The sequence below is a fragment of the Helicobacter pylori genome (assembly GCF_900120335.1).
Classification (GTDB): Bacteria; Campylobacterota; Campylobacteria; order Campylobacterales; family Helicobacteraceae; genus Helicobacter; species Helicobacter pylori_BU.
The window spans coordinates 1,264,987-1,287,453 of the sequence record NZ_LT635477.1 but is presented as its reverse complement, the minus strand read 5'-3'; the positions used below and the strand labels follow the sequence as shown (position 1 = coordinate 1,287,453).

At 40.7% G+C, this 22,467-nt stretch carries 37 protein-coding genes, 1 pseudogene and 1 riboswitch; of the genes and pseudogenes, 32 read left to right on the top strand and 6 right to left on the bottom strand.

Annotated features, from left to right (window positions below; genetic code table 11):
• Window positions 1-118: 118 nt before the first annotated feature.
• Window positions 119-1,207 (bottom strand): AAA family ATPase, encoded by a 1,089-nt coding sequence (locus CS889_RS06360; RefSeq protein WP_089087160.1) that lies wholly within the window; start codon window positions 1,205-1,207, stop codon window positions 119-121.
• Between the two features lie 204 nt (window positions 1,208-1,411).
• On the opposite strand from CS889_RS06360, the gene rpsJ reads away from it, so the two are divergent.
• The 29 genes from rpsJ (at window position 1,412) to rplQ (ending at window position 15,255) form a co-directional block, all read left to right on the top strand.
• Window positions 1,412-1,726 (top strand): 30S ribosomal protein S10, encoded by a 315-nt coding sequence (gene rpsJ, locus CS889_RS06355; RefSeq protein ID WP_000411561.1) that lies wholly within the window; start codon window positions 1,412-1,414, stop codon window positions 1,724-1,726.
• Window positions 1,727-1,763: 37 nt separating this feature from the next.
• Window positions 1,764-2,339 carry a 50S ribosomal protein L3 gene (gene rplC / locus CS889_RS06350; RefSeq protein ID WP_000395323.1) on the top strand — a complete coding sequence of 192 codons (576 nt, stop codon included), beginning with the start codon at window positions 1,764-1,766 and terminating at the stop codon, window positions 2,337-2,339.
• A gap of 34 nt (window positions 2,340-2,373) precedes the next feature.
• Window positions 2,374-3,021, top strand: coding sequence for a 50S ribosomal protein L4 (gene rplD / locus CS889_RS06345; protein ID WP_000030144.1), 648 nt, complete (start codon window positions 2,374-2,376; stop codon window positions 3,019-3,021).
• A gap of 3 nt (window positions 3,022-3,024) precedes the next feature.
• Window positions 3,025-3,306 carry a 50S ribosomal protein L23 gene (locus tag CS889_RS06340; protein WP_000763613.1) on the top strand — a complete coding sequence of 94 codons (282 nt, stop codon included), beginning with the start codon at window positions 3,025-3,027 and terminating at the stop codon, window positions 3,304-3,306.
• A gap of 15 nt (window positions 3,307-3,321) precedes the next feature.
• Window positions 3,322-4,152, top strand: coding sequence for a 50S ribosomal protein L2 (gene rplB / locus CS889_RS06335; RefSeq protein WP_000985811.1), 831 nt, complete (start codon window positions 3,322-3,324; stop codon window positions 4,150-4,152).
• Between the two features lie 11 nt (window positions 4,153-4,163).
• The gene (rpsS, locus tag CS889_RS06330) at window positions 4,164-4,445 is read left to right on the top strand and encodes a 30S ribosomal protein S19 (protein WP_000091385.1); all 282 of its coding nucleotides are present in this window, start codon (window positions 4,164-4,166) and stop codon (window positions 4,443-4,445) included.
• 9 nt (window positions 4,446-4,454) lie between these two features.
• On the top strand, window positions 4,455-4,823 hold the full coding sequence (gene rplV, locus CS889_RS06325) for a 50S ribosomal protein L22 (RefSeq protein ID WP_000030375.1): 369 nt from the start codon (window positions 4,455-4,457) through the stop codon (window positions 4,821-4,823).
• Window positions 4,824-4,826: 3 nt separating this feature from the next.
• On the top strand, window positions 4,827-5,531 hold the full coding sequence (gene rpsC / locus CS889_RS06320) for a 30S ribosomal protein S3 (protein WP_000529997.1): 705 nt from the start codon (window positions 4,827-4,829) through the stop codon (window positions 5,529-5,531).
• A gap of 2 nt (window positions 5,532-5,533) precedes the next feature.
• The gene (gene rplP / locus CS889_RS06315) at window positions 5,534-5,959 is read left to right on the top strand and encodes a 50S ribosomal protein L16 (RefSeq protein WP_000928961.1); all 426 of its coding nucleotides are present in this window, start codon (window positions 5,534-5,536) and stop codon (window positions 5,957-5,959) included.
• A complete protein-coding gene (gene rpmC / locus CS889_RS06310) occupies window positions 5,946-6,146 on the top strand; it encodes a 50S ribosomal protein L29 (protein WP_000877895.1) in 201 nt (66 codons plus the stop codon). The genes rplP and rpmC overlap by 14 nt, the downstream gene beginning before the upstream one ends.
• Window positions 6,147-6,160: 14 nt before the next feature.
• A complete protein-coding gene (gene rpsQ / locus CS889_RS06305) occupies window positions 6,161-6,421 on the top strand; it encodes a 30S ribosomal protein S17 (RefSeq protein WP_001092746.1) in 261 nt (86 codons plus the stop codon).
• 2 nt (window positions 6,422-6,423) lie between these two features.
• Window positions 6,424-6,792 carry a 50S ribosomal protein L14 gene (gene rplN, locus CS889_RS06300; RefSeq protein WP_000616110.1) on the top strand — a complete coding sequence of 123 codons (369 nt, stop codon included), beginning with the start codon at window positions 6,424-6,426 and terminating at the stop codon, window positions 6,790-6,792.
• Entirely contained in the window at window positions 6,792-7,013 is a 222-nt protein-coding gene (gene rplX / locus CS889_RS06295) for a 50S ribosomal protein L24 (protein WP_000834240.1), read from the top strand. The genes rplN and rplX overlap by 1 nt, the downstream gene beginning before the upstream one ends.
• A gap of 13 nt (window positions 7,014-7,026) precedes the next feature.
• Window positions 7,027-7,572 (top strand): 50S ribosomal protein L5, encoded by a 546-nt coding sequence (gene rplE / locus CS889_RS06290; RefSeq protein ID WP_089087159.1) that lies wholly within the window; start codon window positions 7,027-7,029, stop codon window positions 7,570-7,572.
• Between the two features lie 9 nt (window positions 7,573-7,581).
• Window positions 7,582-7,767, top strand: coding sequence for a type Z 30S ribosomal protein S14 (locus CS889_RS06285; protein WP_001085694.1), 186 nt, complete (start codon window positions 7,582-7,584; stop codon window positions 7,765-7,767).
• 9 nt (window positions 7,768-7,776) lie between these two features.
• The gene (gene rpsH / locus CS889_RS06280; protein WP_000245805.1) at window positions 7,777-8,172 is read left to right on the top strand and encodes a 30S ribosomal protein S8; all 396 of its coding nucleotides are present in this window, start codon (window positions 7,777-7,779) and stop codon (window positions 8,170-8,172) included.
• A gap of 10 nt (window positions 8,173-8,182) precedes the next feature.
• Window positions 8,183-8,719: a 50S ribosomal protein L6 gene (rplF, locus tag CS889_RS06275; RefSeq protein WP_000086582.1), complete on the top strand. Its 537-nt coding sequence runs from the start codon at window positions 8,183-8,185 to the stop codon at window positions 8,717-8,719.
• Window positions 8,720-8,732: 13 nt separating this feature from the next.
• Entirely contained in the window at window positions 8,733-9,089 is a 357-nt protein-coding gene (gene rplR / locus CS889_RS06270) for a 50S ribosomal protein L18 (protein ID WP_000991853.1), read from the top strand.
• 14 nt (window positions 9,090-9,103) lie between these two features.
• Window positions 9,104-9,547 (top strand): 30S ribosomal protein S5, encoded by a 444-nt coding sequence (rpsE, locus tag CS889_RS06265; RefSeq protein ID WP_001860543.1) that lies wholly within the window; start codon window positions 9,104-9,106, stop codon window positions 9,545-9,547.
• Between the two features lie 17 nt (window positions 9,548-9,564).
• Window positions 9,565-9,966, top strand: coding sequence for a 50S ribosomal protein L15 (gene rplO, locus CS889_RS06260; RefSeq protein WP_000522167.1), 402 nt, complete (start codon window positions 9,565-9,567; stop codon window positions 9,964-9,966).
• A 39-nt stretch (window positions 9,967-10,005) separates the two neighbouring features.
• Window positions 10,006-11,268: a preprotein translocase subunit SecY gene (gene secY, locus CS889_RS06255; protein ID WP_001030180.1), complete on the top strand. Its 1,263-nt coding sequence runs from the start codon at window positions 10,006-10,008 to the stop codon at window positions 11,266-11,268.
• Complete coding sequence (gene map / locus CS889_RS06250) at window positions 11,268-12,029, top strand: type I methionyl aminopeptidase (RefSeq protein WP_001924638.1); 762 nt, start codon at window positions 11,268-11,270, stop codon at window positions 12,027-12,029. Before secY ends, map begins: the two co-directional genes overlap by 1 nt.
• Complete coding sequence (gene infA, locus CS889_RS06245; RefSeq protein WP_000090248.1) at window positions 12,029-12,247, top strand: translation initiation factor IF-1; 219 nt, start codon at window positions 12,029-12,031, stop codon at window positions 12,245-12,247. Before map ends, infA begins: the two co-directional genes overlap by 1 nt.
• A gap of 78 nt (window positions 12,248-12,325) precedes the next feature.
• Window positions 12,326-12,439, top strand: a complete 114-nt coding sequence (gene rpmJ, locus CS889_RS06240) for a 50S ribosomal protein L36 (protein WP_000868339.1) — start codon at window positions 12,326-12,328, stop codon at window positions 12,437-12,439.
• 3 nt (window positions 12,440-12,442) lie between these two features.
• Complete coding sequence (rpsM, locus tag CS889_RS06235) at window positions 12,443-12,805, top strand: 30S ribosomal protein S13 (protein ID WP_000090809.1); 363 nt, start codon at window positions 12,443-12,445, stop codon at window positions 12,803-12,805.
• A gap of 22 nt (window positions 12,806-12,827) precedes the next feature.
• Entirely contained in the window at window positions 12,828-13,223 is a 396-nt protein-coding gene (gene rpsK / locus CS889_RS06230) for a 30S ribosomal protein S11 (protein ID WP_001129297.1), read from the top strand.
• Window positions 13,224-13,232: 9 nt separating this feature from the next.
• Window positions 13,233-13,859 carry a 30S ribosomal protein S4 gene (gene rpsD / locus CS889_RS06225; RefSeq protein ID WP_089087158.1) on the top strand — a complete coding sequence of 209 codons (627 nt, stop codon included), beginning with the start codon at window positions 13,233-13,235 and terminating at the stop codon, window positions 13,857-13,859.
• A gap of 11 nt (window positions 13,860-13,870) precedes the next feature.
• Window positions 13,871-14,905, top strand: a complete 1,035-nt coding sequence (locus CS889_RS06220; protein ID WP_089087157.1) for a DNA-directed RNA polymerase subunit alpha — start codon at window positions 13,871-13,873, stop codon at window positions 14,903-14,905.
• On the top strand, window positions 14,905-15,255 hold the full coding sequence (rplQ, locus tag CS889_RS06215) for a 50S ribosomal protein L17 (protein WP_001216119.1): 351 nt from the start codon (window positions 14,905-14,907) through the stop codon (window positions 15,253-15,255). The genes CS889_RS06220 and rplQ overlap by 1 nt, the downstream gene beginning before the upstream one ends.
• 747 nt (window positions 15,256-16,002) lie before the next feature.
• Here the strand turns inward: rplQ and CS889_RS06205 are convergent.
• The 4 genes and pseudogenes from CS889_RS06205 to CS889_RS08550 all read right to left on the bottom strand — a co-directional run bounded on the left by CS889_RS06205 (window position 16,003) and on the right by CS889_RS08550 (window position 18,376).
• Window positions 16,003-16,617: a thiamine diphosphokinase gene (locus tag CS889_RS06205; protein WP_001149217.1), complete on the bottom strand. Its 615-nt coding sequence runs from the start codon at window positions 16,615-16,617 to the stop codon at window positions 16,003-16,005.
• Entirely contained in the window at window positions 16,605-17,267 is a 663-nt protein-coding gene (gene pnuC, locus CS889_RS06200) for a nicotinamide riboside transporter PnuC (protein ID WP_001964614.1), read from the bottom strand. The genes CS889_RS06205 and pnuC overlap by 13 nt, the downstream gene beginning before the upstream one ends.
• Window positions 17,255-17,365: riboswitch (TPP riboswitch) on the bottom strand. Its footprint overlaps the gene before it by 13 nt.
• A gap of 76 nt (window positions 17,366-17,441) precedes the next feature.
• Window positions 17,442-17,945, bottom strand: coding sequence for a hypothetical protein (locus tag CS889_RS06195; protein ID WP_025448326.1), 504 nt, complete (start codon window positions 17,943-17,945; stop codon window positions 17,442-17,444).
• Between the two features lie 36 nt (window positions 17,946-17,981).
• Window positions 17,982-18,376 (bottom strand): annotated as a pseudogene (locus tag CS889_RS08550) (pantothenate kinase).
• A gap of 721 nt (window positions 18,377-19,097) precedes the next feature.
• On the opposite strand from CS889_RS08550, the gene tenA reads away from it, so the two are divergent.
• The gene (gene tenA / locus CS889_RS06185; protein ID WP_089087156.1) at window positions 19,098-19,751 is read left to right on the top strand and encodes a thiaminase II; all 654 of its coding nucleotides are present in this window, start codon (window positions 19,098-19,100) and stop codon (window positions 19,749-19,751) included.
• A 63-nt stretch (window positions 19,752-19,814) separates the two neighbouring features.
• Here tenA and CS889_RS06180 read toward each other — a convergent pair whose 3' ends face one another.
• On the bottom strand, window positions 19,815-20,363 hold the full coding sequence (locus CS889_RS06180) for a YceI family protein (protein WP_089087155.1): 549 nt from the start codon (window positions 20,361-20,363) through the stop codon (window positions 19,815-19,817).
• A 123-nt stretch (window positions 20,364-20,486) separates the two neighbouring features.
• Between CS889_RS06180 and CS889_RS06175 the strand changes: the two genes are divergently transcribed.
• Together CS889_RS06175 and CS889_RS06170 are read left to right on the top strand one after the other, a co-directional pair.
• On the top strand, window positions 20,487-21,224 hold the full coding sequence (locus tag CS889_RS06175) for a 5'-nucleotidase, lipoprotein e(P4) family (RefSeq protein WP_001964620.1): 738 nt from the start codon (window positions 20,487-20,489) through the stop codon (window positions 21,222-21,224).
• 67 nt (window positions 21,225-21,291) lie between these two features.
• Entirely contained in the window at window positions 21,292-22,350 is a 1,059-nt protein-coding gene (locus CS889_RS06170; protein ID WP_089087154.1) for a glycosyltransferase family 9 protein, read from the top strand.
• Window positions 22,351-22,467 lie beyond the last annotated feature (117 nt).

Here is a 22,467-nt window from a genome sequence, read left to right as displayed (position 1 = left end):
TGGGTTAGCTTAAGAAAAAATAAAAATATGTAATAATAACTTAAAAATGTTAGTAATAATATTAAATACATAAATACATAAATACATAAATACATAAATACATAAATACTAATAACTATTATACCAAAATAGATTGAATATCCAAAGAAAAATCAATGAAATTGAGGTGTTTGTAGGGGGGATTATTGGCTGAAATGGGGGCGTTGATAGAAACCACCACGATATTAAAAAACCCATGCTCATGGCACCAAGAAAGCTGTTTTTCTAAAAAATGGGGCGTGGGGAAAGCATGGGCGATGAGAGCGAGCTTGCTTGTAGAATGTTCGCGCAAGATAAAAATCCCGTTATCATGGGAGTAAAGCTCATAATGGGGGAATTGCTTGTAAAGCTCCAAAAAAACCATGTTTTCAAAAACGCTTAAAAGCGAGGGGCTAGGAGTCAGGCTATAAGGCAAGGCAAAATCGCACAAATACAATTTGGTTTTATGGCTTTCAAAATCAGGGACTAAAAAAAGGGTGCGTTGTTTTTCTAGCGCATGTAAAAATTTATAGAGGGTGTCTTTAGAGGTTTTCAGCTCTTTTTTGAATTGCGTATAAAGATAAAAAGCGCTCACAAACTTAGATTGATGCGTGCAGATTTTAGCCATTAAGGGGGCGTAAGCTTGAAAGGCTAGTTTGACATTTTCTTGTTTTTTTAGGATTTTTTCCTGTTCGTTTTCTATAAAAAGCGAATCTAAAGCGTTGCCGTCTCTTAAAAAGCGGTTAAACAGAGTGTTTTTAGGGGTATTGGGCTTGAAAAAACTAATGTATTCTTTAAAATCCAACCCTAACGCATAGCGCAAGCTAAAATCTTTTTCCATTATGGGGCTTAAATAATTAGGGATAAGAATAATTTTGGGAAGCTTGGGCAGGCTGAAATCCAAGCGCTCTATATTGTCTAAAATGAGCAAGTCCATTTTCTTTTCCAAATGCCATTTTAAGAGCCAAGATTTTAGGGTATTTTTGTTCAAACGCATGTCATTGTAATTGAGATACACAGGGTTTTTAAAGTTTTTCGCTAATTTGAGGGCGAAAGTGGTTTTACCGGATTTCATCGGCCCTAAAAGACAGATTTTATCGCTTGAAGGCGGGTTTGAAAGCGGGTTGTTTAAAGCCGGCTCTTTAGGGGTTTCAAAAGGCCCAAAAGGGTGCAAGCAAGAAAGGGGCATGAACTTCCTTAAAGGGGATTGGATTAAGACAATCGTAGCGCATTTTTTTATATTTCCTTATAAAAAGGAAGTAAAAATCTCTAAAAAGCCCTAAAAACAGCAAAAGTTATTGACTAAATGGCGCATTTTGAGTAGTATTTCAGTTTTTATTTTATTGTTTTATTCGTTTGACAATGGATAAAACGAGTTCTTTTAGGAGAGTTTATGGAAAAAATCAGGTTGAAGCTCAAAGCTTATGACCATAGAGTGTTGGATCGATCTGTTGTGGCTATCGTGGAAGCCGTAAAGCGTTCAGGTTCTGAAATTAGAGGGCCTATCCCTTTACCGACTAAGAATAAGCGTTACACCGTTTTACGCTCCCCGCATGTCAATAAGGATTCAAGAGAGCAGTTTGAGATTAGGGTTTATAGCCGGTTGATTGATATTATCTCGGCCACCCCAGAAACCGTGGATAGCTTGATGAAGTTGGATTTAGCTCCTGAAGTGGATGTAGAAGTAACTTCTATGGAAACGAAGTAGTCCTAACGCATTGAGATAATAAAATTAAGGGTTAGATATGGAATTTTTAGTTCAAAAGATAGGCATGAGCCGCACCATTGACGCTAACAGCACGCCTGTAACCTTGCTTAAAGTTTTGCAAGCGAAAGTGTGCCAGCTAGAAAACGGGAAAGCTTTAGTGGCCTATGCGATGCATAAAAAACACAATAAGGCGATTGAAGGCCAGCAAAAGAAATACCAGCTCAGCAAAGAGTTTAACCACTTCGCCACCTTAAAAGCTTCCCAACAACAAGAGTTGGGCGATTTGGATTTGAGCGCTTTAGAAACGCTTAAAAGGGTTAAAGCGAGTTTTAAAACGAAGGGGAGAGGCTTTGCGGGGGTGATGAAGCGTTGGAATTTCCAAGGCGGGCCTGCAGCGCATGGGAGCCGATTCCACCGCCGCCCTGGTTCTATTGGTAATAGAGAATGGCCAGGAAGAGTGCAAAAGGGTAGGAAAATGGCAGGGCATTATGGCAATGAGCTAGTTACTTGCCAAAACGAGGTGCTCTCTTTTGATAAAGAAAGTATGGTGTTAGTGCTAAAGGGTTCAGTGGCCGGCTTTTCTGGGGCTTATGGACGCATTAGAGCGGTATAAAACCATACATTGAATATAATATAAAGGGTTTGATATGAGTAAGGCCATCGTTTTAGACAGCCATTTGAAAGAAAAGGGTAGCGTGGAGTTACCTAAAAGATATGAGGGCATCAACAGCCATAACCTCTATCTTTATGTGAAACATTATTTATCTTCTGCACGCGCTAATACCGCTAAAAGTAAAAACCGCGCTGAAGTGAGCGGGGGCGGTAGGAAGCCTTGGGCGCAAAAAGGAGGCGGGAGAGCCAGAGCAGGGAGTATCACTTCGCCTGTGTTTGTCGGTGGGGGTGTCTCTCATGGGGCTACAAATAAGCGCAACTACAACCTTAAAATCAATAAAAAACAAAAGCGCTTGGCTTTAGAATACGCTTTAGAAGAAAAAGCGCAAGCGAACAAGCTTTTTGTAGTGGAAAAAATCGCTATAAAAGGCGTGGTTGAAGACAATAAAAGAAAGCATTTGACTAAAGAAGCCAACCAAATGTTTCAGGCTTTAGAGCAACGAGACACTTTGTTTGTGTGCATGAACATGGACGAATACACCGAGTTAGCCTTTAGTAACCTTAAAAAATGCCTTGTTATTGATGTGAGCGAGTTAAACGCTTATCTTTTAGCGGCGTTTAGCTCTGTGGTGATGGAAGAAGCGGCGTTTCAGCATGCGGTGCAAGATAAGACAGAGGAGTAAAAAATGGCAGACATCATGGATATAAAGTCAATTCTTTACACTGAAAAGTCATTAGGATTGCAAGAAAAAGGTGTTTTAGTGGTCCAAACGGCTCAAAATGTAACTAAAAACCAGCTCAAAGAAGTGTTTAAAACTTACTTTGGCTTTGAGCCTTTGAAAATCAATTCTTTGAAACAAGAAGGTAAGGTGAAACGCTTTAGAGGGAAGCTTGGACAAAGAAAGTCGTTTAAGAAATTTTATGTGAAAGTTCCAGAGGGCGCTAGCATTGCCGCCCTTGGCGCGTAGAAAGGAGAAAGCGTTATGGCGATTAAAACTTATAAGCCCTACACCCCAAGCAGACGCTTCATGTCGGTGTTGGACTCTAAAGACATTACCGCAAAAAGCAGTGTCAAAGGCTTACTCACTAAGCTTAAAGCAACAGCAGGGAGGAACAATAACGGGCGCATCACCAGCCGCCACAAAGAGAGAGGGGCTAAAAAACTCTATCGCATTATTGATTTCAAACGCAACAAATACAACATTGAGGGGAAAGTGGCTGCGATTGAGTATGATCCTTACAGAAACGCGCGCATCGCTCTTGTAGTCTATCCTGATGGGGACAAACGCTATATTTTACAGCCAAGCGGTTTGAAAGTGGGCGATAGCGTTATCGCTGCTGAAGGCGGTTTGGATATTAAAGTGGGCTTTGCGATGAAGTTAAAAAATATCCCCATAGGAACGGTGGTGCATAACATTGAAATGCATCCAGGGGCTGGCGGGCAATTAGCCAGAAGTGCAGGAATGAGCGCTCAAATCATGGGTAGAGAAAATAAATACACCATTCTTAGAATGCCAAGCTCTGAAATGCGCTACATTCTAAGCGAATGCATGGCGAGTGTTGGCGTGGTAGGGAATGAGGATTTTATCAATGTCTCTATCGGTAAGGCAGGGCGTAACCGCCACAGAGGCATTCGCCCACAAACTCGTGGGAGCGCGATGAACCCCGTGGATCACCCGCATGGTGGGGGTGAGGGTAAAACAGGGACAAGCGGTCATCCTGTATCGCCTTGGGGCACTCCAGCTAAGGGCTATAAAACTAGAAAGAAAAAAGCTAGCGACAAGCTCATCATCTCCAGAAAGAAACATAAATAAAGGGTTAAAGAATGTCTAGGTCAATTAAAAAGGGTCCTTTTATAGACGACCACTTGATGAAAAAAACGCTCAAGGCAAAAGAGGGCAAGGATAACCGCCCGATTAAAACATGGTCTAGAAGAAGCACCATTTTGCCTGAAATGATTGGTTTTACTTATAATGTGCATAACGGAAGGGTTTTTGTCCCTGTGTATATCACAGAAAACCATGTGGGTTATAAGTTAGGGGAATTCGCTCCTACAAGAACTTTTAAAGGGCACAAAGGCAGTGTCCAAAAAAAGATTGGCAAGTAAGGGGGTAGAATGAGCAAAGCGTTATTAAGATTTGTGCGGTTATCTCCTACTAAAGCCAGATTGATTGCAAGACAGATTCAAGGCATGAACGCTGAATTAGCGATCGCTAGTTTAGAATTTACGCCCAATAAAGCGGCTAGAGTGCTTTCAAAAGTGGTGGCTTCTGCGGTCGCTAACGGCTCATTGGACGCTAAGAGCGCTTTAATTGTTTCTTGCAGAGTGGATGCAGGCCCTGTGCTTAGGCGCTCCATTCCAAGGGCTAAAGGTAGGGCCACAGCCATTAGAAAGCCAACATCTCATGTATTCGTAGAAGTAGCAGAAGGGAAAGAAATGAAATCTTCTAAAAGCCATAAAAAAAATCAAGCAGAAGGTAAGTAGGGCATGGGACAAAAAGTTAATCCGGTAGGTTTGAGATTAGGTATTAATAGGAATTGGACTTCCAGATGGTTCCCTAGCGTTCGCACCGCTCCAAGCAATATTGATGAAGACAACAAGATTAGGAAATTCCTTAAAAAAGAGCTTTATTACGCTGGCGTGAGCGAGATTGTGATTGAAAGAGCGGCTAAAAAACTGCGCGTTACGGTCGTAGCGGCTCGCCCGGGGCTTATCATCGGTAAAAAAGGCGTGGATATTGAAAAGGTCAAAGAAGGCCTAAAAACGCTCATCAAAAAAGAAGTCTCCATTAATATTAAAGAAGTCAAACGCCCCCAAGCTGACGCCCAATTAGCCGCAGAAAATGTAGCCACCCAACTAGAAAAAAGGGTCGCTTTCCGCCGCGCGATGAAAAAGGTCATGCAAGCGGCGTTAAAATCCGGCGCTAAAGGGATTAAGGTGCGCGTTTCTGGCCGTTTAGCAGGGGCTGAAATCGCTCGCACCGAATGGTATATGGAAGGGCGCGTGCCTTTACACACCTTAAGGGCTAAAATTGATTATGGCTTTGCTGAAGCGATGACGGTATATGGTATTATTGGCGTGAAAGTGTGGATTTTCAAAGGGGAAGTTTTGCAAAAAGGCATCCAATTTGAGAAAAAAGAAGAGGCTAAAGAAGAAAGAGAGCCTAGAAGAAGCAGAAGAGGGAGGCAATAATCATGTTAATGCCAAAAAGAACAAAATACAGAAAGCAAATGAAAGGGCGCAATCGTGGGAAAGCCCATCGTGGTAACTCTATTGCGTTTGGGGATATTGCGATTAAAGCCATAGAGCATGGGAGGATTGATTCACGCCAGATTGAATCCGCAAGGGTGGCTATGACAAGGCACATTAAAAGAGCGGGTAAGGTGTGGATTAGAGTGTTTCCCGATAAGCCTTTGACCGCCAAACCTTTAGAAACGAGGATGGGTAAAGGTAAAGGTTCTGTGGAAAAATGGGTGATGAATATCAAGCCGGGCAGAATCGTTTATGAAATGCTAGGCATTGAAGAAGGACTAGCGAGAGAAGCTTTAGCGTTAGCTCAGAGCAAACTTCCTTTTAAAACCAAAATTGTAACTTGTGAGAGCGAAAATGAAATATACTGAATTGAAAGATAAAAGTATCAAGGAATTAGAAGAGTTGTTGCATGCTAAGAAAGCGGAGCTTTTTGAGTTGCGCGTTAAGTTAAAGACCATGCAATTGAGTAATCCTAACGAGATTAAGAAAGCTAGAAGAAATATCGCTCGCATTAACACGGCCATTAACGCGTATTATTCTTCTAGCGTTGAGTAAAAAAAGGGTAAGCAATGAATACGAAAGAGCCGCATAAAAGGCTGGTGCAAGGCAAGGTTATCAGCAAGTTTGCTGAAAAAAGCGCTGTGATTCTTGTGGAAAGAAAAGTGGTGCATGAAAAATACCGCAAGATTGTTAAAAAATTCAAAAAATACACCATTCATGATGAAAACAATCAAGTGAAAGTAGGGGATTTTGTGAGCGCGATTGAGTGCAGACCTCTTTCTAAAACCAAGTCCTTCACGCTTAAAGAAATTTTAGTAGTGGGAGTATAAGCATGATACAGAGTTTTACAAGATTGAATGTCGCTGACAATAGCGGCGCGAAAGAAATCATGTGCATTAAGGTGTTAGGGGGCAGTCATAAACGCTATGCGAGTGTGGGTAGCGTGATCGTGGCTTCCGTGAAAAAAGCTATCCCTAATGGTAAGGTGAAACGCGGTCAAGTGGTCAAAGCCGTTGTGGTGAGAACGAAAAAAGAAATCCAAAGGAAAAATGGTTCTTTGGTGCGTTTTGATGACAATGCAGCGGTGATTTTGGATGCTAAAAAAGATCCTGTTGGCACAAGGATTTTTGGGCCAGTGAGCCGAGAAGTGCGTTACGCTAATTTCATGAAGATTATTTCTCTAGCGCCGGAGGTTGTATAATGAAAAGCGAAATCAAAAAAAATGACATGGTGAAAGTCATTGCAGGAGACGATAAGGGCAAGGTCGCTAAGGTTTTGGCGGTGTTGCCTAAGACTTCTCAAGTGGTTGTTGAAGGGTGTAAGGTGGTGAAAAAAGCGATTAAACCTACTGATGATAACCCTAAAGGGGGCTTTATTAAAAAAGAAAAGCCCATGCACATTTCCAATGTGAAGAAAGCCTAAGGAGTTGGATATTATGTTTGGTTTGAAACAATTTTATCAAAATGAAGTGAGAACAAAACTCGCTCAAGAATTAGACATCAAAAACCCCATGCTTTTGCCCAAGCTAGAAAAAATCGTTATCAGCGTGGGCGCTGGGGCTCATGCAAAAGACATGAAAATCATGCAAAATATCGTGCAAACGATTTCTTTGATTGCAGGGCAAAAAGCGGTTATCACTAAAGCGAAAAAATCCGTTGCAGGCTTTAAGATCAGAGAAGGCATGGCGGTAGGGGCGAAAGTTACCTTAAGGAATAAACGCATGTATAATTTCTTAGAAAAGCTGATTGTGATTTCATTACCCAGAGTGAAAGACTTTAGAGGGATCTCACGGAATGGCTTTGATGGGCGTGGGAATTACACCTTTGGGATCAATGAGCAGTTGATTTTCCCGGAAGTGGTTTATGATGATATTATGGTCAGTCATGGCATGAACATCACTATGGTAACTTCTACGGACAACGATAAAGAAGCGTTCAAGTTATTAGAATTGCTTGGATTGCCTTTTGCAAAAGTGAGATAAGGGGTTAATATGGCTAAAAAATCAATGATAGCAAAGGCTCAAAGGAAACCAAAATTCCAAGTAAGGGCTTATACGAGATGCCGCATTTGTGGGAGACCTCATTCGGTTTATAGGGATTTTGGGCTTTGTAGGGTGTGCCTGAGAAAAATGGGTAGTGAGGGACTCATCCCAGGCTTGAGAAAAGCCAGTTGGTAAGGATAAGATATGGTAAATGATATAATTGCAGATTCATTAACTCGTTTGAGAAACGCTTCTATGCGCCGCTTAGAATTCACACAGCTTTATTACGCAAAGATCGTGGTTTCTATTTTAGAGATTTTTAAAGAAAAAGGTTTCATTAAAGATTTCAATGTCAAAGATAAAGACAAGAAACAATCGGTTTATGTGCAATTGGCTTATGATGAAAAAGGGCATTCAAAAATCAGCGAAGTGAAGCGCTTAAGCAAGCCCGGTCGTCGTGTGTATAAGCAAAAAAACGAGTTGAAGCGCTTTAAAAATGGCTATGGCGTGATTGTGGTAAGCACTTCTAAGGGTGTGATCACTAACGAAGAAGCTTACAGACAAAATGTCGGTGGCGAAGTGCTTTGCAGCATTTGGTAAAGGATTAAAAATGTCAAGAATCGGGAAAAGAATCATTGAAATCCCAAGCTCTGTGCAAGCGAGCGTGGAAGGGAGTAAGCTTCTTTTTAAAAACAGCAAAGAAAAGCATGAATTAGAAACTCACAACCGAGTGAAAATCACGCTTGAAAACAACCAATTGAGCTTCCAGCCTGTGGGCGAAGACGCGCAGTCTAGGGCTTATTGGGGGACTTATGGGGCTTTAGCGAATAACATTGTGATAGGATTAAGCGCCGGTTTCAGTAAGACTTTAGAAGTCAATGGCGTGGGCTATAAGGTGGCTTTGGGTCATAAAACTTTGGATTTGAGCTTGGGTTTTAGCCACCCGGTGAAATACCCCATTCCAGCAGGGATTGAAATGGTGGTGGAAAAAAACACGATCACTATCAAAGGGAGCGATAAGCAACAAGTAGGGCAAGTCGCCGCTGAAATCAGGAGCTTCAGACCCCCAGAGCCATACAAAGGCAAGGGCGTGAAATACAGCAATGAAGTCATTATTAGAAAAGCTGGTAAAACGGCTAAAAAATAAATAAGGTGAAATGATGAACGCAAAAGCATTATACAAAAAGAAAGCCTTAAGGGATCGCCGAAAATTAAGAATCAAAAGCAAGCTCTTGGGCGATGCATTAAGACCTAGGGTGAGCGTTTTTCGTTCCAACCGCTATTTTTATGCGCAAGCGATTGATGATGTTAAACAAAGCACTATAACGCATATTGATGGCAGGAAAATGGGCTTTAAAAACACGCAAGAAGACGCTAAAAAATTAGGCGCTCTCTTTGCTGAAGAATTGAAAAAAGCAGGGATTGAGCGAGCGGTTTATGACAGGAATGGTTACCTCTATCATGGCGTGGTGGCAGCGTTTGCTGAAAGCTTGAGAGAGAACGGGATCGCTCTATGACAGAAAGGAAAGGTATGGAAGAGATTAACAGAGAAGAGTTTCAAGAAGTCGTTGTGAATATTGGCCGTGTAACCAAAGTGGTTAAGGGCGGTAGGCGGTTTCGTTTTAACGCTTTAGTGGTTGTGGGCAATAAAAATGGGCTTGTGGGCTTTGGTTTGGGCAAGGCTAAAGAAGTCCCTGATGCGATTAAAAAAGCGGTAGATGATGCGTTCAAAAACTTAATCCATGTAACGATTAAAGGCACGACTATCGCTCATGACATTGAGCATAAATACAACGCAAGCCGTATTTTACTCAAACCGGCAAGTGAGGGAACGGGGGTGATTGCTGGGGGTTCAACGCGCCCTATCGTGGAATTAGCAGGCATTAAGGATATTCTAACCAAATCTTTAGGCTCTAATAACCCCTATAATGTGGTACGCGCGACTTTTGACGCTTTAGCGAAAATCAAGGCGTAGTTAAAAAGGATATTGTAATGGGATTAGAAAATTTAAAACCGGCTAAAGGTAGCGTTAAGAAAATCAAACGAGTGGGCCGTGGTCAAGGAAGCGGCATGGGAAAAACCGCTACAAGAGGCGGTAAAGGTCAAACCGCAAGGACAGGCTATAAGGCTAAAAGAGGCTTTGAAGGAGGGCAACAACCCTTACAACGCCGTTTGCCTAAAATAGGTTTTAGGACTAAAGACTCTCATATCTATTCTATCAATGTGGAAAAGAATGAAGCGATTAAAAATTTAGAAGAAATCACTTTTTCAAGCTTGCGCGCTTTGCACCATTTCCCTCTTTATATTGAAGGCGTGAAATTGATTGGTAAAGACGCTAAAAACTTGGCTTCTAAAATTAAAGATGAAAGAATCAAAACAAGCGGGCAGAAATAATGCCTCTGTTGTGTCAGCTTGATTTAAGAGGAATAAGTTATGAATAAAGCCATTGCTAGCAAGATACTCATCACTTTAGGTTTTTTATTTCTCTACAGAGTCTTAGCTTATATCCCCATTCCCGGCGTAGATTTAGCAGCGATCAAGGCTTTTTTTGACAGCAATTCCAACAACGCTTTGGGGTTGTTTAACATGTTTAGCGGGAATGCGGTTTCTCGCTTGAGCATCATCTCTTTGGGTATCATGCCCTATATCACTTCTTCAATCATCATGGAGCTTTTGAGCGCGACTTTCCCTAACCTGGCTAAAATGAAAAAAGAGCGAGACGGCATGCAAAAATACATGCAAATCGTGCGCTATTTGACCATTTTAATCACCCTAATCCAAGCGGTGAGCGTTTCAGTGGGCTTAAGGAGCATTAGCGGAGGAGCCAATGGGGCGATCATGATTGATATGCAAGTCTTTATGATCGTTTCAGCGTTTTCTATGCTTACAGGGACAATGCTGCTCATGTGGATAGGGGAGCAAATCACGCAAAGGGGCGTGGGGAATGGGATCAGCCTTATTATTTTTGCTGGGATTGTTTCAGGGATCCCATCAGCCATTTCAGGCACATTCAATCTGGTCAATACGGGCGTGATCAATATCTTAATGCTCATTGGTATTGTGCTGATTGTTTTAGCGACTATTTTTGCGATCATCTATGTGGAATTAGCCGAGCGCAGGATCCCTATTTCTTATGCGCGTAAAGTGGTGATGCAAAACCAAAACAAGCGCATCATGAATTACATTCCCATTAAGTTGAATTTAAGCGGGGTGATCCCCCCTATTTTCGCTTCAGCTTTGCTCGTGTTCCCTTCTACGATTTTACAGCAAGCCACAAGCAACAAAACCTTGCAAGCGATTGCGGATTTTTTAAGCCCGCAAGGGTATGCGTATAATATTTTGATGTTCTTGCTCATCATCTTTTTTGCTTACTTTTATTCTTCTATCGTGTTCAATTCTAAGGATATTGCGGATAATTTGAGGCGTAATGGCGGGTATATTCCAGGGCTTAGGCCTGGAGAGGGGACTTCATCGTTTTTGAACGCTGTAGCGAGCAAACTCACTTTGTGGGGTTCGTTGTACTTGGCGCTCATTTCTACTGTGCCTTGGATTTTGGTTAAGGCTATGGGCGTGCCTTTTTACTTTGGAGGCACGGCGGTGCTGATTGTGGTTCAAGTCGCTATTGATACCATGAAAAAGATTGAAGCGCAAATTTATATGAGCAAGTATAAAACTTTAAGCGCGGTAGGCTTTTAATGGCAATTTCTATCAAAAGCCCAAAAGAAATCAAAGCTCTAAGAAAAGCCGGGGAATTGACCGCTCAAGCGTTAGCCCTTTTAGAGCGAGAAGTAAGGCCTGGGGTTTCACTTTTAGAGCTGGATAAAATGGCTGAAGATTTTATCAAATCCTCTCATGCTAGGCCTGCTTTTAAGGGGCTTTATGGTTTCCCTAACTCTGTGTGCATGTCCTTAAATGAGGTGGTCATTCATGGCATTCCTACGGATTATGTTTTACAAGAAGGGGATATTATAGGCTTGGATTTGGGGGTGGAGGTGGATGGCTATTATGGCGATTCAGCCCTCACGCTTCCCATAGGTGCGATAAGCCCTCAAGATGAAAAATTGCTCGCTTGCTCTCAAGAGAGCTTGATGCATGCCATTAGCTCAATTAGAGTGGGCATGCATTTTAAAGAGTTGAGTCAGATTTTAGAGAGTGCTATTGTAGAAAGAGGCTTTGTGCCTTTGAAGGGGTTTTGCGGGCATGGCATTGGTAAAAAACCCCATGAAGAGCCAGAAATCCCCAACTACCTAGAAAAAGGCGTCAAACCTAATAGCGGCCCTAAAATCAAAGAGGGCATGGTATTTTGTTTAGAGCCTATGGTGTGTCAAAAACAAGGCGAGCCTAAAATACTAGCGGATAAGTGGAGCGTGGTTTCAGTGGATGGGCTTAACACAAGCCACCATGAGCATACTATCGCCATAGTTGGCAATAAAGCAGTGATTCTTACGGAGCGTTAATGGCAAGAGATGATGTTATAGAAGTGGATGGGAAAGTGATTGAGGCGTTGCCTAACGCCACTTTTAAGGTGGAGTTAGACAACAAACATGTGGTGTTGTGCCGTATTTCTGGAAAGATGCGCATGCACTACATTAGGATTGCTTTAGGCGATAGGGTCAAGCTAGAGCTTACGCCCTATAGTTTAGACAAGGGGCGGATAACTTTTAGATATAAATGAATTTAAGGGTTATTTCAATGAAAATATGTTAGTATAAAAGTTTTTAGTAGTGCCTAATTTTTTCAAAGGAGAAAAATCATGAAAGTCAGGCCATCAGTGAAAAAGATGTGCGATAAGTGCAAAATCATTAAAAGAAGGGGCGTTATTAGAGTGATCTGTGCTACCCCTAAACACAAACAAAGACAAGGATAAAGCATGGCAAGGATTGCTGGTGTGGATTTACCAAAAAAGAAGAGAGTAGAGTATGCCCTTACCTATATTTATGGGATTGGGCTTAAGAGTTCTAGAGAGATTTTAGAAGCGGTGGGCATTTCTTTTGACAAACGCGTGCATGAATTGAGCGAAGATGAAGTGTCTAGTATCGCTAAAAAAATCCAGCAAAGCTACTTAGTAGAGGGCGATTTGCGTAAAAAAGTTCAAATGGATATTAAATCCTTAATGGACTTAGGGAATTATCGTGGGATCAGGCATCGTAAGGGTCTTCCTGTGAGAGGCCAAACCACTAAAAATAACGCTAGGACTCGTAAGGGTAAGAAAAAAACCGTGGGTAGCAAGTAGCGGATAAGGAGATGATGATTTAATGGCTAAGAGAAATGTAGTGGCTAAAAAGAAAGTAGTCAAAAAGAATATTGCTAGAGGGGTTGTTTATATTTCAGCGACCTTTAACAACACCAACATCACTATCACTGATGAAATGGGTAATGTGATTTGCTGGAGCACGGCGGGCGGTTTAGGGTTTAAAGGCTCTAAAAAATCCACCCCTTATGCGGCCCAACAAGCTGTAGAAAGCGCTCTAAGCAAGGCTAAAGAACATGGCGTTAAAGAAGTGGGCATTAAGGTTCAAGGGCCAGGTAGTGGGCGTGAAACCGCTATTAAGAGCGTGGGCGCGACAGAGGGCGTTAAAGTGCTTTGGATTAAAGACATCACCCCGCTCCCTCATAATGGTTGCAGACCCCCTAAAAGAAGAAGAGTGTAAGGAGGCTTTATGGCAAGGTATAGAGGTGCAGTAGAGAGACTAGAAAGGCGTTTTGGGGTTTCTTTAGCTTTAAAAGGTGAAAGGCGATTGAGCGGGAAGAGCGCGCTAGATAAAAGGGCTTATGGGCCAGGCCAGCATGGGCAAAGGCGCGCTAAGACTTCTGATTACGGGTTGCAGTTGAAAGAAAAGCAAAAAGCCAAAATGATGTATGGCATTTCTGAAAAGCAATTCAGGAGTATTTTTGTGGAAGCCAATCGCTTGGACGGCAATACGGGTGAAAACCTTATCCGCTTGATTGAAAGAAGATTGGACAATGTCGTCTATCGCATGGGCTTTGCGACCACTAGAAGCTCCGCTAGGCAATTGGTAACGCATGGGCATGTGCTCGTGGATGGCAAGCGTTTGGATATTCCCTCTTATTTCGTGCGTTCAGGGCAAAAAATTGAGATCAAAGAAAAAACCAAGAGCAACCCTCAAGTGGTGCGCGCGATGGAATTGACGACTCAAACAGGGATTGTGCCATGGATTGATGTGGAAAAAGATAAAAAATACGGCATCTTCACCCGCTACCCTGAAAGAGAAGAAGTGGTTGTCCCTATTGAAGAAAGACTCATTGTAGAATTGTATTCTAAGTAAGGGGTTAGAGCATGAAAGTTATCAAAACAGCACCTTTGATCCCATCAGAAATTAAGGTGCTAGAGAAAGAGGGCAATCGGGTTAAGATTTCTCTGGCTCCATTTGAGTTTGGTTACGCTGTTACGCTCGCTCACCCTATTAGAAGGCTCTTGCTTTTAAGCTCTGTGGGGTATGCTCCTGTAGGTTTAAAGATTGAAGGCGTCCATCATGAGTTTGACTCTTTAAGAGGGGTTACTGAAGACGTGTCGCTTTTTATCATGAATTTAAAGAATATCCGTTTCATAGCCAAGGCGTTAGTGGGGCAGGATAGTTCTTTAGAAAACCAATCGGTTGTGGTGGATTATTCTTTTAAAGGGCCTATGGAGCTTAGGGCTAGGGATTTGAATTCTGAGCAGATAGAAATCGTCAATCCTGAAATGCCCCTAGCCACGATCAACGAAGACGCTCAATTGAATTTTTCGCTCATCATTTATAAGGGAATGGGGTATGTCCCAAGCGAAAACACAAGGGAATTGATGCCTGAAGGTTACATGCCGCTAGACGGCTCTTTCACGCCGATTAAAAATGTCGTTTATGAGATTGAAAATGTTTTGGTTGAGGGCGATCCTAACTATGAAAAAATCATTTTTGATATTGAAACGGACGGGCAGATTGACCCTTATAAAGCGTTTTTATCAGCGGTGAAAGTGATGAGCAAGCAACTGGGCGTTTTTGGCGAAAGACCCATTGCTAACACGGAGTATTCAGGCGATTACGCCCAAAGAGATGACGCTAAAGATTTGAGCACTAAGATTGAAAGCATGAATTTGAGCGCTAGGTGTTTTAATTGCTTGGATAAAGTCGGCATCAAGTATGTGGGCGAACTCGTGTTGATGAGCGAAGAAGAGCTTAAGGGCGTGAGGAACATGGGTAAAAAATCCTATGATGAAATCGCTGAAAAATTGAATGATTTGGGCTATCCGGTAGGCACAGAATTAAGCCATGAACAAAGAGAGAGTTTAAAGAAAAGATTAGAAAAATTAGAAGATAAAGGAGGTAACGACTGATGAGACACAAACACGGATACCGCAAGCTTGGGAGAACCAGCTCGCACAGAAAGGCGTTATTAAAGAATTTAGCGATCGCTTTGATTGAGCATAACAAAATTGAAACAGGGATTTATAAAGCTAAGGAATTGCGCAGTTACATTGAGAAATTAACGACAGCGGCTCGTGTGGGCGATTTTAACGCGCACCGCCATGTTTTTGCATATTTGCAAAACAAAGAAGCCACCCACAAGCTTGTAACTGAAATCGCGCCCAAATACGCACAAAGGAATGGCGGATACACTAGGATCCAACGCACCACTTTTAGAAGAGGGGACGCTTCCACTCTGGCCACCATTGAATTTGTGTGAAATTTGACGGGTTGCTAGCCAAGATTTTAGTCTTGGTTGGTAATATCGCTTTGATTTTATCTTTTTAAAAGAAGCACTTAAAAGCTTTGGCTTTGCTCCCATTGAGTATTAGTGATAAAATTAAAACGCTAAAAAGCGTTTTCTGTAATCAAAAAATATAAAAGAGCTTGGCGTTAATCAAGCGGCAATTTCTGCAATGCGCTCTTAAGGGTTTAAGGGGGGGTTGCAAAGGGAAATTATTTTAAAATATCTTTCCTTATGAGTTTTACTATTAAATAAAACTTAAAACTATAAAAATAAAGTGACTGAAACCCCATTTTTTAAAAAACCAAAATAAACTCAAAACTCGCGCTGGCTTCTATTTCACCCTTTAATTGAGTGGCGTTTTTACATCTTTGTTAAGGATTCTAATTGGTTGGATGATTTTAAGAAATCCAACTGCTGGAAATTGAGCCAGATGGATTCAAGCGTATTTTTAGACGCACTAGATATTGGCTATTCCTTTAATGCTAAATTAGGGTGATGAGGTTGATTCAGTCTCGCTTTGTAGTGGTTTTGTTAAAAAAATTATGAACACAAACTCCTACCTTGTGAAGGCCACACAAGACATACTAATCTCCATACTAAAACCTACCACCTTTACCACACAAAGCAAGACTGAATCAATCTTTCTATACTTGCTAACTCAAATGCTCCTTAACTTGACACAACATGCAGACATTAAAGACTTATAAGAATAAAACCCGCTCATGAGAATTTTTGATACACTAGCACCACCGATTTAGGTTCAGAGCTAAGGCTAAAACAATGATTAGTGGCTTCATTGAGCGAGCCAGAAAAGAGCGTTTTTAAACGCAAGTCTTTTAAGGGGTATTTGAGGTTTTTAGAAGTGAATCGGGCTTTAAGATCCAAGCTAAAAAGCGAGATTTGCTCCCCCTTAAAACTGGGCAAAGTAAAAGGGGTTTCTAGTACCCTAAAAAGACCATAATCGCTTATGGCTTGGATTTTTTTGCAAAATTTAAAATACTCCAACAATAAAAAAGTGTTCGCTAGGGCATGATCTTCTCGCTTTCCATTCAACCCTAAAAAAATAAAATCATCACAGCCCCTATTCAAGGCATAAAAAAAGGCTTTGGACAAATCGTTGCTGTCTTGTTCGCTCACGCATATAGGGTTATACAAGTCTTTCAAATGCGAATCAATGCTATCCAAATCGCCTATAACAACGCTGGGTTTGAATTGAAGCGCATGCAATGATATAACAGCCCCATCGCATGCGATTAAAAAGGGAGCGTTTTTTAAAATGTCTAAGCATTTTTGGGATTTAGGAAATTCCCCATTCGCTAAAATCACTGCTTGCATGATTGGTTCCAGCGGTTAAAATAATACAAGCCAATAAAAAGGTATAGGATCGTTGTGAAGAGCTGCACCAAACTCTCTGTAGAAATTTGAAAAATACAAAACCACACGATAATAGATACGATATTCCCTAAAGTTACTAGCACATAATTTTCTATATAGCGCAAAACCTGTAAAATAAAAGCGATGATAAAGATGACGAAATTAAAACTCTCTGCCCATAAAAAATTCGTTTTAATCTCTTTAAAAAACAAAGCACTCGCATAAGTTAAAACCCCTATGCCTAAAACGAGCGCAAAACGCCAATTTTTGGGAAGTTTTTGAGCCTTGATAGCGCCCTCATGCTGCTCCGTTTTTTTCCATGCGAATAGCCCATAAATCGTTACCGGCATATACAAAAAAAGGCATAAAATCACATCAGCGTTTAATTTCCATTGATAAGCGACATAAGCGTAACTCAAATTATAAACAAGACCAAATATAAAGCAAATCGTTTGCCTTTCTCCGGCAAAAAACGCATACAAAACCCCGCTAAGCCCTGCTAGTAGGTTGATAAACGAGCCTTTGACAAGGATGTTAGTGATGGTTAAAAACACGCAAGCGAGAATGAGCGTGGCATAAAATCGTTTGGATAATTGGGTGGTTATTAACATGTTATTCCTTACGCAAGAATTACCTTGACAAGTTCTACGGGTTTGATCTCAGCCTTTTAAAAACTTGAGCGTTTTAAAAAGCACCCCTTAAATGCTCCTTATTGTAACACAAATCCATGAGAATGCGCTTTAAAGTTTTTATGTCTCCCTCCATTTAATGCTATTTGGGTTAAATCACCACCCCCATTTAGCACAAAGCTTAAGAAAACCTTGAAACCCTACAATGACCAAACCCTCTACAAGAAAGTTGCTAGGATGCCCACAATACGCCGAAATTTCATGCATAGCGATACCAAAAGGTATCGTTAAAAGCACCATATAGAAATCCCTTAGTCTTGCTCCTAACACAGCGTCATAAAACGCGCCAAAAAACCTAGCCTTAAAAATGGCTTTAAAAAACTTGGGGAATCCTTGCCAAGTTTCAATAATGAAATAACCTACCGACCTGCCTTTTGGGTTGAACAAGAGGTTAGACAATAAAGCCGCTATTAGAGTCGTTAGCCACACATAGTAACTATCTTTAGGGTCAAAAATCGGATCACCAACATCTGAGCGATAAAGAGCTGTTCTAAACATTATGGAGTAACAAATTATAATAACTAAAACCACTGCCACACTGTATTCAGTATAATTCAAACGCTCTTTTGAGCCATTCAAGTTCTCTTTTGCAGTATCCATGTTATTTCCTTTCCCATCACCTTGGCTCATTTAAGATCACCAAGCATGCCCAAAACTATAGCCGTAATCATAAAAATCACGGATAGGTTCTCTTGGGGCTTGTGGTTCTTTAGTTTGCGGCTCTCTGTCTATGAAATCACGGATAAGATCTTCTACCCTATCGCCTATTTCCCGACCAAATTCTCTCCCTACCCACCACCAAAAGTTCCACCAATGCGACCACCCCAAGTGCTACCAGCAGGACCAAGAACGGCTCCACCTACTGCACCTCCGACAGCTACTCCCATTGCACCACCCACTGCACCCCCAACAGCTCCTCCTAAAAATCTGCCTAATTCACCCCTTGCCTCTATTTTAGGACTAGCTACAGCCGTATTAACCATTGCACCGCATAAAACCACTACACAACTAAATGTTCTTAATCCACTCATAACAAATCCTTTCATAAAATTGAGATTCAAAGCATGTTTGGCACACCTTGATAAGAATATTTATACCACAACCCTATTAAAAGCGTTGTTACAAATCAGCCAAATACCACAAAAATCTCAATAAGTGTTTTGTTTATTCACAAATTAAAGGATTAAAATAAATAATTGGTTTTTAGCATTTTTTAAGCGTTTTGGAATGTCAAGTTTCAGGCATCAAAGCCTTTGATAGCGTTTTTACACCAACCGCTTAAAAATTGAACGCCTATTTTGAATATATTAGACGCTTTTTTATTTTTATGCTAAACTATTTTAAGTTTCAGCCGATATGACTTCATACAGAGTTTAAACCAACCATAAATAGTAGGGTTAATTCCATCTCGCTCTGTAATAGGTTTGAAACCATGCATCTAAGATTGACTCCTATCTTGTAAGTGCCATACTACAAGTTCCCATAATAAAAACTTCTAAAAATAAAAACCTACAGAGTGAGATGGAATTAACCTTTTTATGATTACAAAGGATAGCCAGTCTTAAATAACACAAAGGCAATACAAGCCTTGTAATATCATTAATCGCTATTCAAAATCACAGATATTTTGACATATCGTTCAATTTTTAGATAGCAGGGCTTACTCACAAATCTTTTAAAAACAAATTTTTATACCATATTTGTGAGCTTTCGTGTTAGAATGCGTGTTGAATTGATTTTAGGAGTGTAAAAATGCAGGTTTCACAATATCTGTATGAAAACGTGCGATCTATTTGGGGTGGTTGTATTTCCCATCCGTTTGTTCAAGGCATTGGGCATGGGACTTTAGGAAGAGATAAATTCCGTTTTTATATCATTCAAGATTATTTGTTCCTTTTAGAATACGCTAAGGTGTTTGCTCTAGGCGTAATTAAGGCTTGTGATGAAGCGGTGATGAGAGAGTTTTCTAACGCTATACAAGATATTTTAAATAACGAGATGAGTATCCATAACCATTACATTAGAGAACTTCAAATCACTCAAAAAGAATTGCAAAACGCGCGCCCCACTCCAGCTAACCAATCCTATACAAGCTACATGCTCACTGAAGGGTTTAAGGGCTCTATCAAAGAAGTTGCGGCGGCTGTTCTATCTTGTGGTTGGAGCTATTTAGTGATCGCGCAAAATTTAAGCCAAATCCCAAACGCTTTAGAGCATGCCTTTTATGGGCATTGGATTAAGGGCTATAGTTCCAAAGAATTTCAAGCGTGCGTAAATTGGAATATTAATTTGCTTGATTCTCTCACCCTCGCTTCTTCAAAACAAGAAATTGAAAAATTAAAGGATATTTTTATCGCTACAAGCGAATACGAATACCAATTTTGGGATATGGCGTATCAAAGTTAAATAAAGGTTTTTGTGCCGTTAGAAAAACGCAAGAGACGAAAATATCTATCTCTTGCAAAACGATTATTGAGCGTAAGCTTCTAGTTTGATCTCAATCTTTACCTCATCTCCAACGACAGCATTGCTAAAGGTTTTGCCGATACCAAAATCCTTGCGGTTGATTTTGCCTTCAGCTTGTAGCACCATGAATTCTTTTTTATTCATGGGGTTTTGTAAGGGGGCTTGGATTTTGGCTTCCAATACGACAGGTTTGGTTACGCCACGAAGAGTCAAATCCCCATGGATTTTACCATCTTCGTATTTGGTCATTTTAAAGCTCCCTTTGGGGTATTTCACCACATCAAAAAAATCCGCTGTTTTCAAATGGTTATCTCTTTTTCTATCCCTAGTATTGATGCTTTTCACATCAATATTGCCTTCAAAAACGCTGAGCACTTTAGTGTTAGGCTCTAGATCAATTTTGCCATCAAAATTATCAAACGCGCCTCTTGTTTCATTGAACGTGAAGTGCTTTACCTCAAACCACACGCTAGAGTTTGCCTTATCAATCGTATAAGGTTTTGCAAACGCCAAACTAACGCCCAAAAGGGTGAACATTAACGCTTTTTTCATTGTTTCCTCGCTTCATTTTGAATTAAAAACGCCAACTATACAACAAATTGGTTAATGGTAAAATACTCCTAATCGTCTGTTTTAAGGTATAATACAAAAAATCCCCATTAGGTAGGTGTTGTTATGATAAAAAAGACCCTTGCATCAGTTTTATTAGGATTGAGTTTGATGAGTGTGTTAGACGCTAAAGAGTGCGTTTCGCCGATAACAAGAAGCGTTAAGTATCATCAGCAAAGCGCTGAAATTAGAGCCTTGCAATTGCAAAGTTACAAAATGGCGAAAATGGCGCTAGACAATAACCTTAAGCTCGTTAAAGACAAAAAGCCAGCCGTCATCTTGGATTTAGATGAAACCGTTTTGAACACTTTTGATTATGCGGGCTATTTAGTCAAAAACTGCATTAAATACACCCCAGAAACTTGGGATAAATTTGAAAAAGAAGGCTCTCTTTCGCTCATTCCTGGAGCGCTAGACTTTTTAGAATACGCTAATTCTAAGGGCGTTAAGATTTTTTACATTTCTAACCGCACCCAAAAAAATAAGGCATTCACTTTAAAAACGCTCAAAAGCTTTAAGCTCCCCCAAGTGAGTGAAGAATCCGTTTTGTTAAAGGAAAAAGGCAAGCCTAAAGCCGTTAGGCGGGAGTTAGTCGCTAAGGATTATGCGATTGTTTTACAAGTGGGCGACACTTTGCATGATTTTGACGCGCTTTTTGCTAAAGACGCTAAAAACAGCCAAGAACAACAAGCCAAAGTCTTGCAAAACGCTCAAAAATTCGGCACAGAATGGATCATTTTACCTAATTCTCTCTATGGCACATGGGAAGATGGGCCTATAAAAGCATGGCAAAATAAAAAATAAAATTTATCCATCGCATAAGAACGATTTTTGCTAACATGACAAAAAATTTGATCTCTTAGGCGGAGTCATGGATTTTGTAGGGTTTGAAGATTTAAAATGTAAAGACAAAGAAAACTCTCAAAAAGTTTTTGTGATCCGTAACGACAAGTTAGGCGATTTTATTTTAGCGATTCCCGCTTTAATCGCTCTCAAGCATGCTTTTTTAGAAAAAGGCGTAGAAGTGTATTTGGGCGTGGTTGTGCCTAGCTATACCACCCCAATCGCTTTAGAATTCCCTTTCATTGATGAAGTCATCATAGAAGACAACCATTTAGCCACCACTCTCAAAAACCGCTCCATTGACGCTCTTATCTTTTTATTTTCTAATTTTAAAAACGCCAAACTCGCTTTCAGTTTGAGAAAATCCATTCCTTATATCCTAGCCCCAAAGACCAAAATCTATTCTTGGTTTTATCAAAAGAGCGTACGCCAAAATCGCTCTTTATGCTTAAAAACCGAATACGAATACAATTTGGACTTAATCCATGCGTTTTGTAAAGACTACGATCTCCCTAACGCTCAAATTAAAAAAATCGCATGGAAGCTTAAGGACAAATCCAAAGAGCGAACCATCATCGCTTCAAAACTCAACGCTAATGTTGATCTATTGTGGATCGGCGTGCATATGCATAGCGGAGGCAGTTCGCCCGTATTGCCTGCTTCGCATTTCATTGAGTTGATTACAATCTTGCATGAAAAATTAAGTTGTGAGATCATTCTTATTTGCGGGCCAGGCGAGAGAAAAGCCACAGAAGAACTCCTTAAAGAAGTCCCTTTCGCTCACCTCTATGATACGAGCCATAGTTTAGTGGATTTAGCCAAATTGTGCGCGAATTTAAGCGTCTATATCGGGAACGCTTCAGGCCCTTTGCATGTGAACGCTTTATTTGACAACCAATCTATCGGGTTTTACCCTAACGAACTCACCGCCTCTATTGCCAGATGGCGGCCTTTCAACGAACAATTTTTAGGCATCACCCCACCTAATGGCTCAAACGACATGAGTTTGATTGACATTCAAAAAGAAAGCGAAAAGATTGTGGGATTTATCACAAAAAATCTTTCTCATCATGTGCAAGAAAGATAACTGCAACAAACATTACGCAAGCGATCTTAAAACGCTCAAAAATTTAATCGGATTGAAGCGGTTTTTCGCATTCTTATTAAAATTTCTAATTTCCTCATAAATTGAGCCTTGAGGGAT

Coding starts and splice junctions, on each gene's coding strand:
- CS889_RS06360 (WP_089087160.1), bottom strand. CDS start 1,207: ATGCCCCTTTCTTGCTTGCACCCTTTTGGGCCTTTTGAAACCCCTAAA.
- rpsJ (WP_000411561.1), top strand. CDS start 1,412: ATGGAAAAAATCAGGTTGAAGCTCAAAGCTTATGACCATAGAGTGTTG.
- rplC (WP_000395323.1), top strand. CDS start 1,764: ATGGAATTTTTAGTTCAAAAGATAGGCATGAGCCGCACCATTGACGCT.
- rplD (WP_000030144.1), top strand. CDS start 2,374: ATGAGTAAGGCCATCGTTTTAGACAGCCATTTGAAAGAAAAGGGTAGC.
- CS889_RS06340 (WP_000763613.1), top strand. CDS start 3,025: ATGGCAGACATCATGGATATAAAGTCAATTCTTTACACTGAAAAGTCA.
- rplB (WP_000985811.1), top strand. CDS start 3,322: ATGGCGATTAAAACTTATAAGCCCTACACCCCAAGCAGACGCTTCATG.
- rpsS (WP_000091385.1), top strand. CDS start 4,164: ATGTCTAGGTCAATTAAAAAGGGTCCTTTTATAGACGACCACTTGATG.
- rplV (WP_000030375.1), top strand. CDS start 4,455: ATGAGCAAAGCGTTATTAAGATTTGTGCGGTTATCTCCTACTAAAGCC.
- rpsC (WP_000529997.1), top strand. CDS start 4,827: ATGGGACAAAAAGTTAATCCGGTAGGTTTGAGATTAGGTATTAATAGG.
- rplP (WP_000928961.1), top strand. CDS start 5,534: ATGTTAATGCCAAAAAGAACAAAATACAGAAAGCAAATGAAAGGGCGC.
- rpmC (WP_000877895.1), top strand. CDS start 5,946: ATGAAATATACTGAATTGAAAGATAAAAGTATCAAGGAATTAGAAGAG.
- rpsQ (WP_001092746.1), top strand. CDS start 6,161: ATGAATACGAAAGAGCCGCATAAAAGGCTGGTGCAAGGCAAGGTTATC.
- rplN (WP_000616110.1), top strand. CDS start 6,424: ATGATACAGAGTTTTACAAGATTGAATGTCGCTGACAATAGCGGCGCG.
- rplX (WP_000834240.1), top strand. CDS start 6,792: ATGAAAAGCGAAATCAAAAAAAATGACATGGTGAAAGTCATTGCAGGA.
- rplE (WP_089087159.1), top strand. CDS start 7,027: ATGTTTGGTTTGAAACAATTTTATCAAAATGAAGTGAGAACAAAACTC.
- CS889_RS06285 (WP_001085694.1), top strand. CDS start 7,582: ATGGCTAAAAAATCAATGATAGCAAAGGCTCAAAGGAAACCAAAATTC.
- rpsH (WP_000245805.1), top strand. CDS start 7,777: ATGGTAAATGATATAATTGCAGATTCATTAACTCGTTTGAGAAACGCT.
- rplF (WP_000086582.1), top strand. CDS start 8,183: ATGTCAAGAATCGGGAAAAGAATCATTGAAATCCCAAGCTCTGTGCAA.
- rplR (WP_000991853.1), top strand. CDS start 8,733: ATGAACGCAAAAGCATTATACAAAAAGAAAGCCTTAAGGGATCGCCGA.
- rpsE (WP_001860543.1), top strand. CDS start 9,104: ATGGAAGAGATTAACAGAGAAGAGTTTCAAGAAGTCGTTGTGAATATT.
- rplO (WP_000522167.1), top strand. CDS start 9,565: ATGGGATTAGAAAATTTAAAACCGGCTAAAGGTAGCGTTAAGAAAATC.
- secY (WP_001030180.1), top strand. CDS start 10,006: ATGAATAAAGCCATTGCTAGCAAGATACTCATCACTTTAGGTTTTTTA.
- map (WP_001924638.1), top strand. CDS start 11,268: ATGGCAATTTCTATCAAAAGCCCAAAAGAAATCAAAGCTCTAAGAAAA.
- infA (WP_000090248.1), top strand. CDS start 12,029: ATGGCAAGAGATGATGTTATAGAAGTGGATGGGAAAGTGATTGAGGCG.
- rpmJ (WP_000868339.1), top strand. CDS start 12,326: ATGAAAGTCAGGCCATCAGTGAAAAAGATGTGCGATAAGTGCAAAATC.
- rpsM (WP_000090809.1), top strand. CDS start 12,443: ATGGCAAGGATTGCTGGTGTGGATTTACCAAAAAAGAAGAGAGTAGAG.
- rpsK (WP_001129297.1), top strand. CDS start 12,828: ATGGCTAAGAGAAATGTAGTGGCTAAAAAGAAAGTAGTCAAAAAGAAT.
- rpsD (WP_089087158.1), top strand. CDS start 13,233: ATGGCAAGGTATAGAGGTGCAGTAGAGAGACTAGAAAGGCGTTTTGGG.
- CS889_RS06220 (WP_089087157.1), top strand. CDS start 13,871: ATGAAAGTTATCAAAACAGCACCTTTGATCCCATCAGAAATTAAGGTG.
- rplQ (WP_001216119.1), top strand. CDS start 14,905: ATGAGACACAAACACGGATACCGCAAGCTTGGGAGAACCAGCTCGCAC.
- CS889_RS06205 (WP_001149217.1), bottom strand. CDS start 16,617: ATGCAAGCAGTGATTTTAGCGAATGGGGAATTTCCTAAATCCCAAAAA.
- pnuC (WP_001964614.1), bottom strand. CDS start 17,267: ATGTTAATAACCACCCAATTATCCAAACGATTTTATGCCACGCTCATT.
- CS889_RS06195 (WP_025448326.1), bottom strand. CDS start 17,945: ATGGATACTGCAAAAGAGAACTTGAATGGCTCAAAAGAGCGTTTGAAT.
- tenA (WP_089087156.1), top strand. CDS start 19,098: ATGCAGGTTTCACAATATCTGTATGAAAACGTGCGATCTATTTGGGGT.
- CS889_RS06180 (WP_089087155.1), bottom strand. CDS start 20,363: ATGAAAAAAGCGTTAATGTTCACCCTTTTGGGCGTTAGTTTGGCGTTT.
- CS889_RS06175 (WP_001964620.1), top strand. CDS start 20,487: ATGATAAAAAAGACCCTTGCATCAGTTTTATTAGGATTGAGTTTGATG.
- CS889_RS06170 (WP_089087154.1), top strand. CDS start 21,292: ATGGATTTTGTAGGGTTTGAAGATTTAAAATGTAAAGACAAAGAAAAC.